Below are 15,344 nucleotides of genomic sequence, written 5' to 3'. Positions count from 1 at the left end.
CTCGTCATCCATCACACGAGCCAGACCTCATGACCGAACAACACACCGCCATCAACTTCGCCCACAAATACAGCCTGATCGACGCCCAGTGGTCGCCCCGGGTCATCGCCGAAATGAACGACTACCAGTTCAAACTGGCGTTGTTGGAAGGGGAATTCATCTGGCACGCCCACGCCGACACCGACGAGGCGTTTATCGTGCTGCAAGGCCAATTGCGCATCGAGCTGCGCGACGGCGTGGTCGAGGTCAACGCCGGCGAGATGTACGTGGTGCCCAAGGGGGTGGAGCACCGCCCGTGCGCGGCACAGGAGGTGAAGCTTCTGTTGATCGAACCGCGAGGGGTATTCAATACCGGGGATGCGGGAGGTGAGCGCACGGCGGTCAATGACCGTTGGGTATGACGTAATGGTGGGGCGTGCTTGCCACGCCTTCTTTGTCGTCTGTTATAGCCGACCCGGAGCGCTATGGCCTGTGATAATGTTATCGGCTGATACGTTGGGAAGCAGGAGAGAGCATGAGCCGCCAAGACGATGGAAAAGTTGCCAGTGAACAGAGCATTCGCCTCTGTAAATTCAGCATTGATAATTTCAAATCACTGGTCGGTTTTGAAATGGCCCTGACAAAGTTTACCTGTCTGGTGGGGCTCAACGGCGCTGGCAAATCAACTGTCCTTCAGGCTTTGGACTTTCTTTGCCAACAGATGAAAGGCGACCTTTCGGGGTGGCTGAAAAATCGCGAGTGGGAAGCGATCGACCTCAAATCCAAGCTTAGCAAAGTAAGCAACATCAGTTTTGAAGTGGTTTTCGAGCTGGGTGGGAAAGAGGTTCGGTGGAAAGGCAGCTTTAATCGAAGTTTGCTTCGATGCACCCAGGAAACACTCGAGATCGCCGACACTACGTTCATGAAAGTGGACGATGGCCGCTACTCGATTATTGAACACATTCAGTCGCAATCAAAAACCCTTGCCCTAGGTGATATCAATTTCGATTATCAGGGTTCAATGCTGTCGCTCCTCAAGAGTCAGTGCTCAATGACGACCTGCGCACGGTCAAGCGTTTCATTTCCAGCATGACCTCGCTGGATGCACTTTCCCCTCAGCAGTTGCGGCGAAAATCGCGTGAATCTCAGGGCAATCTGGGTTTTGCCGGAGAAAAACTATCAGCGTTCATTCATCAGCTTCCGCTCGAGCAGCAAGGTCAACTGCTGGCGCTCTTGCAGCAACAATACCCTCAGCTCAAAGGCTTTGAATTGTCGGCCTTACGTGCGGGCTGGAAATCGCTAGGTATCCAGGAAGAATACGCAGGCGTTCGGTTCAGCACTGAAGCACGACACATCAACGATGGCATGCTCAGGCTGATGGCCATTTTGGCGGAAACCTTATCCGCCCATGAATTCATGCTGTTCGACGAAATTGAAAATGGCATTAACCCCGAATTGATCGAGTTCCTGCTCGACTACCTCGTGAACGCTCACCAGCAAATCATGGTCACCACCCACAGCCCGATGATCCTCAACTATCTAGAAGACGACGTTGCACGCAGCGGTGTGCAATTGATCTATAAAACGCTGGATGGAAAGACCCGAGCTGTTCCATTTTTCAGCATTGCGTCCGTGGCAGAAAAATTTACGGTCATGGGTCCTGGTGAGGTGTTCGTCGATACCGACCTTAAGCTGCTGCCTGATGAAATTGCTCACGCCAAGAAGGGCCGAAGCTGATGCTACTGATGGTGAGTGGCGAAGGTCCATCAGATATAGGTGCTGTTCACCCGGGAGTCGACGGGCCAGAGTTCAAGCCCGGTCCCATGACGATTATTATCGATCAACTGATCGAAGCCTGCGTCGACTATTCCTTGCTGGATTATCAACGGGTGCGGTTCGTGTCCAAGGCCGAACTGATTGAGTCGCACCCCAAGCACCATGGCCGTCAATTGCGCGCACCGGGCAAGAATAAGCCGAAGGAGTCAGGTTACTACTACGAAAATGCAAAACGCTTGGCGCTCATGGCCGAACAACTGCAGCAGGAACAAGGCGATCGAGTTATACCTCTACTGTTCCGAGATGCCGATGGCACGCAATCTTCCGGCCGAGGCGAATGGCAAGCTAAGTGGGGATCAATGCTAAAAGGCTTTGCCGCTGGAGGATCGACTCTAGGTGTGCCAATGTTGCCCCAACCCAAATCCGAGGCTTGGTTATTGTGCGCCTGCCGCGAGCCTAAATATCAGCATTGTGCACAATTGGAAAACGAATCAGGTAACGATGACGCTCCCCATTCGTTGAAAACACAGTTGGGGGTTGCGCTGGCGGGTGCCACTACTTCCAGTCAGCTAGCAGAGGCGGTCATGTCGGGGCCATAGAGCCCGATCGAATCGATATGCCAAGTTTCAATCATTTCAAGGCCCACTTGCTAAACGTGTTAATCGAGGCGCAAAGAGGGTAATCCAAACCCTCTCTGCCACCCGAAACGTCGCCCTCAAAACGCCAACTTATACCCAATCGCCACCAGCATCACCGCTAAACACGGCCGCAACACCCCATCAGGAATGCGCCCGGTCAAATGGCTGCCGATGTAAATACCCGGCAACGAGCCCATCAACAGGAAGCCCAGCAAGTGCCAGTCCATGTTGCCCATGCTGGCGTGGCCCAGGCCTGCGACCAGGGTCAGGGGCACGGCGTGGGCGATTTCGGTGCCCACCAGGCGACGGGTGGGTAAAAAGGGGTACAGCAAAAACAGCGCCACGGTGCCCAGCGCGCCAGCGCCGATGGAGGTCAGGGCCACCATCACGCCAAGCACCACCCCGGTCACCACGGTCAAGCCGTTGAGGTTGCGGTCGCTCAAGGAGTAATGATCCCCGGCGTGCTTCTGGGCAAAGGCCAGCAATTGCTTCTTGAACAGGATGGCCATGGCCGTGAGCAGCAACACCACGCCCAAGGCCTGTTTGATCACCGCGTTCATCGCCTGCGCATCGGCGTGCAGGTGGCTCAGGAACCACAAGGTCACGGCCACTGCCGGCACGCTGCCCAAGGTCAGCCAGCCGGTGATTTTCCAGTCGATGTTGTCGTTTTTCTTGTGCACCCACACCCCACCGGACTTGGTGATGGCGGCGTACAGCAAATCCGTACCCACGGCGGTCGCCGGGTTGATGCCGAACCACAAGAGAATCGGGGTCATCAGGGAGCCCCCTCCGACACCGGTCATGCCGACCACAAAACCGACGATCAAGCCTGCTACTACAAAACCGAAATTACCCACATCCATCGTCATGTCCTGCGCGGCACGCGCAACCTGCTGAAATCTGGCCGGCAGCATAGCGGCATTTTTTATAGCGTTTTATATCGTTGTGATCTAGCGATATAACCATATCGTTTCAGCAATAGCCGCTCAATCGACGTTTTACTGATTGCAGCGGCCGTGCCCGCGTCATGACTCTGATCGGCAACCTGCTCGAACCTCGAATTGGCGACGTTGCCAGCCTCAAGGCCGGCGCCGTGATTTGGCCCGGTGCCCCTAGTGTTTGCGCGTGGGAGACGCGCCGGGCAGCACCTATGTGTGCCAGCGCACAGACCACTAACCCAGCCACAGCCCACACTCAGCCCTCATTGCGCGCGTCACGCCTGGAATACTATGGACAGCTTCTGGACCCGCCCCCTCGCCGCCATCAGCCACTTCGCGACGCGAAGGCCAGCCTGGTTGCCAACTGCCCGTAAATTCGAATACGAACCGCTGCTGCGCGCCGAGCTGTTCAGCGCCGACCAGATGGCCCAGCACGGCGTGCAACTGGCCCAGCAGCAACGCCTGAGCGCGCTGTCGGCCAAGGACTCGCTGCTGGGCCGGCTCACCGAGAACCAGGGCATTTTGGACCGCAGTTGCGCAGCACTGCGCATCGCCCAACTGTCGACCCGGCGGGCGACGCCTGCGGCCGAATGGCTGCTGGACAATTACTTCCTGATCGAAGAACACATCCGCACCGCCCGCACCCACTTGCCCAAAGGCTACAGCCGGCAATTGCCGCGCCTGGCCAACGGGCCGTCGGCAGGCCTGCCCCGGGTGTACGACATTGCCCTGGAAACCATCGCCCATGGCGATGGGCGCGTCGATGCGCAAAGCCTCAGCCGTTTCGTGATGCATTACCAAAGCATCACCCCGCTGGCACTGGGCGAGCTGTGGGCCATCCCGATCATGCTGCGCCTGGCCCTGATCGAGAATTTGCGCCGGGTGGCGTCGCGGGTCATGGCTAACTGGGAAGACCGCAACTTGGCCGATGACTGGGCCGACCGTTTGATCGGCACCGCCGAAAAAGATGTGAAAAACGTGGTGCTGGCGGTGGCCGACATGGCCCGCTCCGGGCCGCCGCTGAGCACCTCGTTCATCGCTGAGCTGGCGCGCCGCCTGCAAGGGCAAAGCGCCGCCCTGGTGCTGCCGCTGGCCTGGATCGAGCAGGCCTTGAGCGAAACCGGCCTGAACATTGAACGCCAGGTGCAATTGGACGCCCAGCAACAGGCCGCCGACCAGGTCTCGATCGGCAACAGCATTGGCAGCCTGCGCCTGCTCACGGCGGTGGATTGGCGCGAGTTCGTCGAAGCCATGAGCCCGGTGGAACACACCTTGCGCACTGACCCGGCGGGCGTCTACGCGCAGATGGATTTTGCCACCCGCGACCATTACCGCCATGTGATCGAACACCTGGCCCGCCACTGCAAACACACTGAAGGCGTGGTCGCGCGCACCGCCATCGAGCTGGCCGCAGGTGTCGCCAGCCCAAGCCCCCACGTGGGTTACTACTTGGTGGGCGCAGGCCTGCTGGCCCTGGAACGGCAACTGGCTGCGGGGGTGTCCCTGGCTGATCGCTGGAAGCGTTTGTTGCAGCGCTCGCCACTGGACTTCTACCTGTGCCCGGCGCTGTTGATCACGGCCTTGCTGGCCTGGCCGTTCATTGCCGACGCCGAACGGCACATGGCCTCGGCCGCCTCTGTGCTGCTGCTGGGCGTGGCGGCGGTGCTTGCCACCAGCCGCTTGGCGATTGGCCTGGTCAACTGGCTGGTGACCCTCACGGTCGCGCCCAGCGTGCTGCCGCGCCTTGACTACAGCAAAGGTATCCCGGCCGCCGCGCGCACCCTGGTCGTCATCCCGACCTTGATCGCCGGCAGCGCAGACATCGAAGAGCTGGTCGACGGCCTGGAAGTGCGTTTCTTGGCCAACCGCGACCCGCAGTTGTTTTTTGCCTTGCTTACCGACTTCATGGACGCGCCCAGCGAGCACCAACCCGACGACGACGCCCTGCTGGGCCTGGCGCGCGAACGCATCGACACCCTCAATGCGCGCTACCCGGACGGCGGCCTGGACCGCTTTTTCCTGTTGCACCGCCCGCGCCGCTGGAACCGCCAACAACAGCAGTGGATGGGCCATGAGCGCAAGCGCGGCAAGCTCGCCGAACTCAACGCCCTGCTGCGCGGCCAGGGTCTGGATCGCTTCAGCCTGATCGTCGGCGACATCACCCCGCTCGCCAGCGTGCGCTACGTGATCACCCTGGACACCGACACCCTGCTGCCGCGCGACGTGGCCGGGCAGTGCATCGGCGCCATGATGCACCCCATGAACCAGCCGCAGTTCGATGACAGCAGCGGGCGCATCCGCAGTGGCCATGCCATCCTGCAACCCCGGGTGGGCATCAGCCTACCCAGTGCCACCCGCTCGCCCTACGCCCAACTCTATGGCAGCGACGCCGGTGTCGACCCCTACACCCGCGCGGTGTCCGACGTGTACCAGGACCTGTTCGAGCAAGGTTCGTTCATCGGCAAGGGCATCTACCAGGTTGATGCCTTCGAGCGGGCGCTGGCCGGCCAACTGCCCGAAAACCGTATCCTCAGCCACGACTTGATCGAGGGCTCGTACGCCCGCGCCGGCCTGCTCAGCGATGTGCAGGTGTACGAACAATACCCGGCGCGCTACAGCGCCGACGTCAAGCGCCGGCACCGCTGGATCCGCGGGGACTGGCAACTGCTGCCCTGGGTGTTGCCCTGGGCGCCGACGGCCAGTGGCCGCTGGGCGCGCAACGGCCTGGGCGACCTGGCGCGCTGGAAAATCCTCGATAATCTGCGCCGCAGCCTGGAGCCGGCCGCCCTGCTGGTCATGCTGGCGTGGGGTTGGCTGTACAGTGCCCATCCCCTGGGCTGGACCCTGGCCTTGCTGGGCATGTGCGTGCTGCAACCGCTGTTGGCGATGCTGTTGGACCTGTTGAAAAAAAGCCCCGAGGTGCCGTTGGCCCAGCACGTGGGCATGGCCTTGGCCGTGGGTGCCCAGCAATTGAGCCGCACGGCCCTGGGCCTGGCCTGGCTGCCCCACGAGGCCTATTACAGCCTGGACGCCATTGCCCGGACGCTGTGGCGCATGGCGTTCAGCAAGCACCAGTTGCTGCAGTGGCAACCGTCACGCGAGGCGGAGCGCGCCAGCACCAATCGGTTACCTGGCCTGTTCCGGCAAATGGCAGCCGGGCCGTTGCTGGCCGTGGTACTGGCCGCGCTGTTGTGGCCCGACGCCCCGGCGCTGGCCTGCGCCGCGCCTTTTTTGCTGGCCTGGCTGGCCGGCCCCGCCCTCGCCGGCTGGCTGAGCCGGCAACGCTTGCGCGACCATTTTGCGCCATCGGCCCAAGAGCGCCAGTTCCTGCGGGTGCTGAGCCGTAAGACCTGGGCGTTTTTCGACCACCACGTCAACCCGCAGAATAACTGGCTACCGCCGGACAACGTGCAAGAAATCCCGCAATTGACCGTGGCCCACCGCACCTCGCCCACCAACATCGGCATGGCCCTGTTGGCTCACCTGGCCGCCCATGACTTCGGCTACCTGAGCGCCAGCCGCCTGCTGCAACGCCTGGCCCTGAGCCTGGAGACGCTTGTGCAACTGCCGCGCCATCGCCGGCACTTCTACAACTGGTACGACACCCAAACCCTGCAACCCTTGTTGCCGCTGTACGTGTCCACCGTCGACAGCGGCAACCTGGCCGGGCTGTTGCTGACCCTGCGCCCCGGCCTGCTGGGCCTGGCCGACAGCCCCCTGGCGGCCCCGCGCCAACGCAGCGGCCTGCTCGACACCCTCGACACCCTGCTGCAAGCCCTGCACGCCGCCCACCTGGATACCCACGCCGCGCAAGCCTTGCGTGACGCCGTGCACACCGCCAGCCAACCCGGCGAGCTGGCTGCCCTGTTGGCGCACCTCGAACCCCTGGCGCTGCCCGCCGACACGGAGGCGGCGTTCTGGTCCCAAGCCTTGAATGCCCATTGTGCGGACCTGCGCGCCGAGCTGGATGATTACGCGTTGCCCGCAGCCCTGGGCCCTGGCCACCTTAAGGCGGCGACCTGGCGCCAACTGGCCGCGCTGGACACCGACCGCTGGGCCCCCGAGCACCACGCCCGGGTGACCAGCGTGCGCCAACTGGCAGCCACCCGCCTGGCGTGCGCCGCCCACCTGGCCGAACAATGCGCCCAACTGGCCGACATGGATTTCAGCCTGCTCTACGACAGCCAGCGCGACCTGTTCGCCATCGGCTACAACGCCAGCGACAATCGCCTGGACAGCGGCTACTACGACCTGCTCGCCTCCGAGGTGCGCCTGACCAACTTCGTCACCATCGCCCAAGGCCAGGTGCCGCAACAGGCCTGGTTCACCCTGGGTCGGCTGCTGAGCAACACCGGCGGGGTGCCGGTGTTGCTGTCCTGGACCGGCTCGATGTTCGAATACCTGATGCCGATGCTGGTGATGCCCAACTACGAAGGCACCCTGCTCGACCAGACCTGCCGTGGCGCGGTGGCGTTGCAGATCGACTACGGCCAGCAACTGGGCATCCCGTGGGGCATTTCCGAGTCCGGCTACAACACCATGGACGCCCACTTCAACTACCAGTACCGCGCCTTCGGCGTGCCGGGCCTGGGCCTGAAACGTGGGCTGGGCGAGGACCTGGTGGTGGCGCCTTATGCCAGCGCCCTGGCATTGATGGTCGACCCGCAGGCCGCCTGCCGCAACCTGCAACGCTTGGCCAGCCAGGGCTGCGCCGGGCGTTTCGGGCTGTATGAGGCGGTGGACTTCACCGAAGCGCGCCTGCCACGCGGCCAGCGCTATGCCGTGGTGCAATCGTTCATGGCCCACCACCAGGGCATGAGCCTGCTGGCATTGACCAGCTTGCTGCTGGACCAGCCCATGCAGCGGCGCTTTGAGTCCGACCCGCAGTTCCAGGCCACCGCGTTGCTGCTGCAGGAGCGCGTGCCGAAAACCGCCGCGCATTTTTTGCATGCCTCCCAAGCGCCGGCCGTGGACGAGGCCGCACGCCAACAGGAAAGCCACCTGCGGGTGTTCGCCGACCCCGGGCGCAAACGCCCGGCCATCCAGCTGCTGTCCAACGGCCGTTACCACGTGATGGTCAGCAGTGGCGGCGGTGGCTACAGCCGCCACAATGACACCGCCGTGACCCGTTGGCAGGAAGACATCACCTGCGACAACTGGGGCAGCTTCTGCTACCTGCGCGACGTCGCCACCGGCACCTTTTGGTCGGCGGCCCACCAGCCCACCCGGCATGAGCCGGACAGCCACGAAGCGATCTTCAGCGACGCGCGGGCAGAGTTTCGCGTGCGCACCCAGGACTTCGACAGCCACATGGAAATCGTCATCTCGCCTGAAGACGATATCGAACTGCGCCGCCTGCATTTGACCAACCGTGGCCGCACACGGCGCACCCTGGAGCTGACCAGCTACGCCGAAGTGGTGCTGGCCCCGGCCATCAGCGACGCCATGCACCCGGCGTTCAGCAAACTGTTCGTGCAGACCGAACTGCTGCCCGAGCTACAAGCCATCATCTGCACCCGCCGGCCACGCGCAAGCAACGAGGCGGTGCCGTGGATGTGTCACCTGCTGGCCGCACACGGGGTGGACATCCAGGCCATCTCTTATGAAACCGACCGCGCCCGCTTCATCGGCCGCGGCCGCACCCTGGCCGCCCCTGCTGCCCTGGACGCGGCCGTTGAGCGTTTGTCCGGCAGTGCCGGCGCGGTACTCGACCCGATCGTCGCGATCCGTTGCCGCATCAGTCTGGAACCCGGCCAGACCGCCACCCTGGACCTGGTCACAGGCATTGCCAGCCAGCGCGAGGGCTGCGTGCAACTGATCCAGAAGTACCGCGACCGCCATCTGGCCGACCGCGTGTTTGACCTGGCCTGGACCCACAGCCAAGTCTTGCTGCGCCAACTCAACGCCTCGCTTGCCGAAGCACGCTTGTACGAACAGATGGCCTCCTCGATCCTCTACGCCAACGCTTCGCTGCGCGCCGACAACGGCGTGCTCAAGGCCAACCGACGCAACCAGTCGAGCCTGTGGGGCCAGGCGATCTCCGGCGATTTGCCAATCGTGCTGCTGCAAATCACCACCCAGGAAAACATCGAGTTGGTGCAGCAACTGGTCAAGGCCCACGCCTACTGGCGCCAGAAAGGCCTGGTGGTGGACCTGGTGATCTGGAACGAAGACCAGGCCGGTTACCGCCAACAGTTGCAAGACCTGATCATGGGCTTGGTGACTTCCGGCAGCGAGGCAGCCTTGATCGATCGGCCTGGGGGCATTTTCGTGCGCCCGGCCCAGCAGCTGTCCCAAGATGACCGCACCTTGATGCTGTCGGTGGCGCGCCTGGTGCTCAGCGAAGGCCATGGCAGCCTCGCCGAACAAGTGCATCGGCGCCGAGCGGTGCCGCCGTTCACGCCCTTGGTGCCCTCCCGCGAATTGCCCGCACCGCCCCGCGAACCGGTGTTGCTGCCCACGGTGCCGGGGCTGCAACTGGAAAACCAGTACGGCGGCTTCAGCGCCGACGGCCGCGAATACGTGATGACCCTGCGCCCAGGCCAAAGCACCCCGGCGCCCTGGGCCAACGTGTTGGCCAACCGCCAGTTCGGCAGCGTGATCAGTGAGGCCGGGGGCGCCTACACCTGGGCCGAGAACGCCCACGAATACCGTCTCACGCCCTGGCACAACGACCCGGTCAGCGACAGCAGCGGCGAGGCGATCTACATCCGCGACGAAGAAACCGGGCACTTCTGGTCGCCCACCCCGCTGCCCTGCCCCGGCAGCGGCAGCTACCGCACCCGACACGGCTTCGGCTACAGCGTGTTCGAACACAGCGAGCACGGCATCGACAGCGAGCTGTGGGTGTTCGTGGCGCTGGACGCGCCGATCAAGTTCACCCAGCTCAAACTGCACAACCGCTCTGGCCGCCCGCGCAAGCTCTCGGTCACCAGCTACGTGGAATGGGTGCTGGCGGACCTGCGCGGCAAATCGGCGATGCACGTGGTGACCGAAGCCGACCCCTTCAGCGGCGCGCTGTTCGCCCGCAACGCCTACTCCATCGAGTTCGGCGAGCGCGTGGCGTTTCTCGATGGCGATGCCCAGGAGCGCAGCTTCAGTGGCGACCGCACCGAATTCCTGGGGCGCAACGGCAGCCTCAAGGCACCCTTGGCCATGACCCAGACACGCTTGTCGGGGCGCAGCGGCGGCGGCCTGGACCCCTGCGCTGCGCTGCAAAACCAGATAACCCTGGAGGATGGCCAGCGCCAAGAGGTGGTGTTCCGCTTGGGTGCGGGCAAGGATGCCAACGAGGCCACGCGCTGGGTGCAGCAGTTTCGCGGCACCCGCGCAGCCGGCGTCGAGCTGGACGCGGTGCGCGCCTACTGGCAGCGCCTGCTGGGGGTGATCCAGGTGCAAACGCCAGAGCCCAGCCTGGACGTGATGGTCAACGGCTGGTTGATGTACCAGGTCATCGCCTGCCGCTTTTTGGGGCGCAGCGGCTATTACCAGTCGGGCGGCGCGATCGGCTTTCGCGACCAGTTGCAAGACAGCATGGCCATGCTGCACGCCGACCCCGCCGCCGTGCGCCGGCACCTGGTGCTGTGCGCCGGCCACCAATACCTGGAAGGCGACGTGCAACACTGGTGGCAACCACCGCTGGACCGTGGCGTGCGCACCGGCTGCTCCGACGACTTCCTCTGGCTGGCCCTGGCCACCAGCCGCTACGTGCAAGTGACCGGCGACCTGAGCGTCCTCGACGAGCCAGCGGGCTACCTGGAAGGCCGGCCGCTGGCGGCGGGGGAAGAGTCCTACTACGACCTGCCGGGCCACTCGCCGGTGACCGAAACCCTTTACCAGCATTGCGTGCGCGCCTTGGAGCACAGCCTTGCGCGCGGCGTGCACGGGCTGCCGCTGATGGGCTGCGGCGACTGGAACGACGGCATGAACCGGGTGGGCCAACACGGCCTGGGCGAGAGCGTGTGGCTGGGCTTTTTTGGCTACGAGGTGCTGCAGCAGTTCGCCCGCCTGGCCCAAGTGCACGGTGACAGCGCCGTCGCCCTGCGCTGCGCGCAACAGGCCACGCGCCTGCAAAGCGCCTTGGAACAACAGGCCTGGGACGGCAACTGGTACCGCCGCGCCTGGTTCGACGACGGCCAGTTGCTGGGCTCGGCAGGCAACGGCGAATGCCAGATCGATTCGATCTCGCAAAGCTGGGCGGTGCTCAGCGGCGCCGCCGCACCGGCCCGGCAACGCTGCGCCATGCAGTCGGTGAACACGCACCTGGTACGCCGCGACCTGCACGCGATCCTGCTGCTGGACCCGCCCTTCGACAAGGGCACCTTGGACCCCGGCTACATCAAGGGCTACGTGCCCGGCGTGCGCGAGAACGGCGGCCAGTACACCCACGCCGCCGTGTGGGCGAGCATGGCCTTCGCGCGCTTGGGCGACAGCGCCCGGGCCTGGGAGCTGACGCAATTGATCAACCCGGCCAACCTGCCGGCCAACCGCATGGCCACCTACAAGGTGGAGCCTTACGTGATGGCGGCCGACGTCTACGGCGCCGCCCCCCATGCCGGGCGCGGTGGCTGGACCTGGTACACAGGCTCCGCCGGCTGGATGTACCGCCTGATCGTCGAAAGCCTGCTGGGCCTTACGCGCAACGCCGCCACGTTGCGCCTGGAGCCATTGCTACCGGCCGGTTGGCCCGGCTTTACCCTGCATTACCGCCAGGGCAACGCCACCTACCATATCCAGGTGCAAGCGGCCGCGACGAGCCTGCTCACCCTGGACGGCAGGCAACTGCCGGGCGGTGAGCTGGAGCTGGTGGATGACGGCCTGGAACATTGGGTACAGGCGCTGTGCCTGCAACCGAGCCTTAAGGAGTACCCTGAGGTGGCTGCACTCCCCCATTGAACGGTGCCACCCATGTCCGATTTACCCGTGCCGCAACGCAATCACCTGCTCGCGGCACTGCCTGCGGACGCGCTCAAGCGCCTGCTGCCGCACCTTGAGCCCATCGCCCTGGCGCTGGGCACGGTGCTCTACGAACCGGGCGACACCCTGCGCCATGTGTACTTCCCCACCGATGCGATTGTGTCCTTGCTGTACGTGATGGAAAACGGCGCCTCGGCGGAAATCGCCGTGGTCGGCAACGAGGGCCTGATCGGCATCGCGCTGTTCATGGGCGGCGAGAGCACCTCCAGCCGCGCCATCGTGCAAAGCGCCGGCAGCGCCTTCAGGATGCCCGGCGTGCAGTTGAAAAAGGAGTTCAACCGCCATGGCGAACTGTTGCAGCTGATGCTGCGTTACACCCAGGCGCTGATCACCCAGATGTCGCAGACCGCCGTGTGCAACCGTCACCATTCAATCGACCAGCAGCTGTGCCGGTGGCTGTTGTTGAGTTTGGACCGGCTGCACGGCAATCAGCTGAACATGACCCAGGAGCTGATCGCCAACATGCTCGGCGTGCGCCGCGAGGGCGTCACCGAAGCCGCCGGCAAGCTGCAACGCCAAGGGGTAATCGAGTACAGCCGCGGCCACATCAAGGTGCTCGACCGGCCACTGCTGGAGCGCCTGAGTTGCGAGTGCTACGCGGTGGTCAAGGCCGAGACGGACCGGCTGCTGCCTTACCTGCGCGCCGACTGACCAGGACCCGCCAATAGGCCAGGCCGTTGACCACTAGTACCACCGCGCCCAACACCCACTGCAACTGCGCGGTCAGCCCGGCCGGGTAAATGATCGGGATCAGGTAATACTCGATGAAGCCGCCGTCATAGCCGCCTTGCCCGGCCGCCTGGCGCAAGCAATTTTCCCAGCGGGTCAACGGGCATTGCAGCTGCAAGAACTCCACCGCCAGGCCCCATGCCACGGCCGGCAGGTGCAGCCAGACCAAGCCACGCCAGCGCAGCACCAGCAGCGCACCAAACAGCACGAACAGGATGAACGCCAGGTGGAACAGGACCAGTGCGTCGGCGGCGAGGCGGTAAAGCATATGAACTCCTTGTTCATTGAATGATGGCGGTGAATCGTTCGCAGATAAATCCGCTACAGCTACAGATCTCTATGCAGCGTGCCGAGGCCTGCGTGATAGCAAAAAAGCGCGAGTGGCTCTGACGCCAGTCACACAAGGCAGGCAACGCCGACCCTACAGTCAATGGCACGTTGCAATCAATGTGGGAGCGAGCTTGCTCGCGAAGCGCCGCGCGGGCGGCGCGCGATCTCACAGGCACTGAAACAACATCGGCTAGCACCTGGCAGCCTTGACGAGATCCCAGTCGACAATCGTCAAAGGCTCGCCTCCAAGCGCCGCTCGTGCAACGCTTCGCGAGCACGCTCGCTCCCACAACCGGCGTAGTCCAGCGACCGTATTTGACGATTATACCCGCCCCCACAACCCCCACCCCGCATACCCCATCCCCACCAGCGCAATCAGTAACAGCACCAGCGCCGACAGCCGCGCGATCAGCCCTTGGTATTTCAATGCCGCGGGCTGTCGCATCAGCAGGATATAACCGAGCAAGATCGCCACATCGATCACCACCCACACCCCCGCCAGCACCGCAAGGCTGGTATTGAACGACGGCGTGACGTGGATGAACTGCGGGAAGAACGCCACGAAAAACAAAATATCCTTGGGGTTCGACACCCCCACCAAAAAACCTGCCAGCACCCCGCCCGAACGCCGGCCGGCCGCGGGCCCGCCAGGCTGCGCCGGCGCCCGCAACCCCTGCGCCGCCAGCCAGGCGATGTAGCCGCACCCCGCCAGGCTGACGCCGTCGAGCAGCGCCGGGCTGATCAGCAGTGAGCCTGTCAGTATCAACGCCGCCAGCAGGATCAGCACCAGCGAGGCGAAATGGCTGCCCAACGCGGTCCACAATGCACGCCTGGGCCCAGCCACCAGGCTGGTGTTGATGACCAAGGCCACCACCGGGCCTGGGGTAATGATCAGCAGGAACACGCTGAGCGCATAGGCCAGCAACCAGGAGAGCGCCATCGGCATCCGTCCATACCCAAGAAATGTGTGGCAATTGTGGACAACGGAAGGCGCGTTGAAAAACGCAAAAAACCATGGCCTACTGTGATTAATACTCATAGTAAGGCCGTGACCATGACTGAGCGTTTGCCCCCCCTGTACGCCCTGCGCGCCTTCGAGGTGGCGGCCCGCACGTGTTCGTTCACCAAGGCGGCGCACCAATTGTCGTTGACCCAGAGCGCCATCAGCCGGCACATCCGCACCCTGGAAGCGGCCTTGGGTTGCCGCCTGTTCGAGCGCAATGGCCCGCGCCTGGCGTTGAGCGACGCGGGTCGGCGGCTGGCCGAACAGTTGAAGGTGGGCTTCAAACTGATCGAAGATGCCTGCCAACCCTTCCGTGGCCAAGGCGCGCACGTGCGCCTCAAGGCCCCATCGACGCTGACCATGCGCTGGCTGCTGCACACGCTCAAGGCCGCCCACCCGACCCTGGCGGTGCAACTGGCTAGCGTGTGGATGGACTTCGACAGCGTCGACTTCTACGCAGAGCCTTACGATTGCGCGATCCTGCTGGGCAACGGCCACTTTGGCAGCGGCGTGGCCAGCCACAAGCTGTTCGATGAATGGCTGATCCCCATTTGCGCGCCCAACGCCTTGGGCGCCCAGCCCTGGGACGCGCAACGGCTGCAGGCCACCGAGCTGATCCACCCCTCCGCCGACCGCCGCGACTGGCGCCGCTGGTTGCAGGCCGCAGGCTTGCAAGGGCACGTGCCGGTGGACGGCGGCAAGGTCTTCGACACCCTGGACCAAGGCATCACCGCAGCCATGCGTGGCCACGGCGTGTCGATCGGCGACCTGCATCTGGTCGCCCAGGAGATCGCCGACGGCCAATTGGCGCTGCCCTTCACCCGGGCCATCGCCACCGGCGATGCCTATTACCTGGTGTGGCTGCAGGGCAGCTTCAAACACACCGCCATCGAGCAACTGCGCGACCACTTGGTCGGGCAATTGCCGGATGTGTCGGGCTTGGCGGCGCAGGGCGTGCTTCAATGAACGGGGCCT

10 protein-coding genes are annotated in these 15,344 nt (G+C 63.8%); 7 read left to right on the top strand and 3 right to left on the bottom strand.

Features of this window, described 5'->3' with window-relative positions:
* Positions 1-29 precede the first annotated feature (29 nt).
* The 4 genes from L9B60_RS25840 (at position 30) to L9B60_RS25825 (ending at position 2,354) form a co-directional block, all read left to right on the top strand.
* Entirely contained in the window at positions 30-401 is a 372-nt protein-coding gene (locus tag L9B60_RS25840; protein WP_249673811.1) for a cupin domain-containing protein, read from the top strand.
* A gap of 113 nt (positions 402-514) precedes the next feature.
* On the top strand, positions 515-1,072 hold the full coding sequence (locus L9B60_RS25835) for an AAA family ATPase (protein ID WP_249673810.1): 558 nt from the start codon (positions 515-517) through the stop codon (positions 1,070-1,072).
* Positions 1,024-1,716 carry an AAA family ATPase gene (locus L9B60_RS25830; RefSeq protein WP_249673809.1) on the top strand — a complete coding sequence of 231 codons (693 nt, stop codon included), beginning with the start codon at positions 1,024-1,026 and terminating at the stop codon, positions 1,714-1,716. Before L9B60_RS25835 ends, L9B60_RS25830 begins: the two co-directional genes overlap by 49 nt.
* Positions 1,717-1,802: 86 nt before the next feature.
* Positions 1,803-2,354 carry a hypothetical protein gene (locus L9B60_RS25825; protein ID WP_249673808.1) on the top strand — a complete coding sequence of 184 codons (552 nt, stop codon included), beginning with the start codon at positions 1,803-1,805 and terminating at the stop codon, positions 2,352-2,354.
* Between the two features lie 116 nt (positions 2,355-2,470).
* On the opposite strand, the gene L9B60_RS25820 is transcribed toward L9B60_RS25825, so the two are convergent.
* On the bottom strand, positions 2,471-3,256 hold the full coding sequence (locus L9B60_RS25820; RefSeq protein WP_249673807.1) for a sulfite exporter TauE/SafE family protein: 786 nt from the start codon (positions 3,254-3,256) through the stop codon (positions 2,471-2,473).
* Between the two features lie 366 nt (positions 3,257-3,622).
* Here L9B60_RS25820 and L9B60_RS25815 point away from each other — a divergent pair, with 366 nt between their 5' ends.
* Positions 3,623-12,226, top strand: coding sequence for a GH36-type glycosyl hydrolase domain-containing protein (locus L9B60_RS25815; RefSeq protein ID WP_249673806.1), 8,604 nt, complete (start codon positions 3,623-3,625; stop codon positions 12,224-12,226).
* A gap of 12 nt (positions 12,227-12,238) precedes the next feature.
* Positions 12,239-12,958, top strand: a complete 720-nt coding sequence (locus tag L9B60_RS25810) for a Crp/Fnr family transcriptional regulator (protein WP_249673805.1) — start codon at positions 12,239-12,241, stop codon at positions 12,956-12,958.
* Here L9B60_RS25810 and L9B60_RS25805 read toward each other — a convergent pair.
* Together L9B60_RS25805 and L9B60_RS25800 are read right to left on the bottom strand one after the other, a co-directional pair.
* A complete protein-coding gene (locus L9B60_RS25805; protein WP_249673804.1) occupies positions 12,912-13,304 on the bottom strand; it encodes a DUF2784 domain-containing protein in 393 nt (130 codons plus the stop codon). The two genes, L9B60_RS25810 and L9B60_RS25805, sit on opposite strands and share 47 nt — an antisense overlap.
* A 384-nt stretch (positions 13,305-13,688) precedes the next feature.
* Positions 13,689-14,306 (bottom strand): LysE family translocator, encoded by a 618-nt coding sequence (locus tag L9B60_RS25800; RefSeq protein ID WP_249673803.1) that lies wholly within the window; start codon positions 14,304-14,306, stop codon positions 13,689-13,691.
* A gap of 114 nt (positions 14,307-14,420) precedes the next feature.
* On the opposite strand from L9B60_RS25800, the gene L9B60_RS25795 reads away from it, so the two are divergent.
* Positions 14,421-15,335, top strand: coding sequence for a LysR substrate-binding domain-containing protein (locus tag L9B60_RS25795; RefSeq protein WP_249673802.1), 915 nt, complete (start codon positions 14,421-14,423; stop codon positions 15,333-15,335).
* Positions 15,336-15,344 lie beyond the last annotated feature (9 nt).

The sequence above is a fragment of the Pseudomonas abieticivorans genome, assembly GCF_023509015.1.
In the GTDB taxonomy this organism is placed as follows: domain Bacteria; phylum Pseudomonadota; class Gammaproteobacteria; order Pseudomonadales; family Pseudomonadaceae; genus Aquipseudomonas; species Aquipseudomonas abieticivorans.
This window is presented reverse-complemented; position numbering and strand designations above follow the sequence as displayed.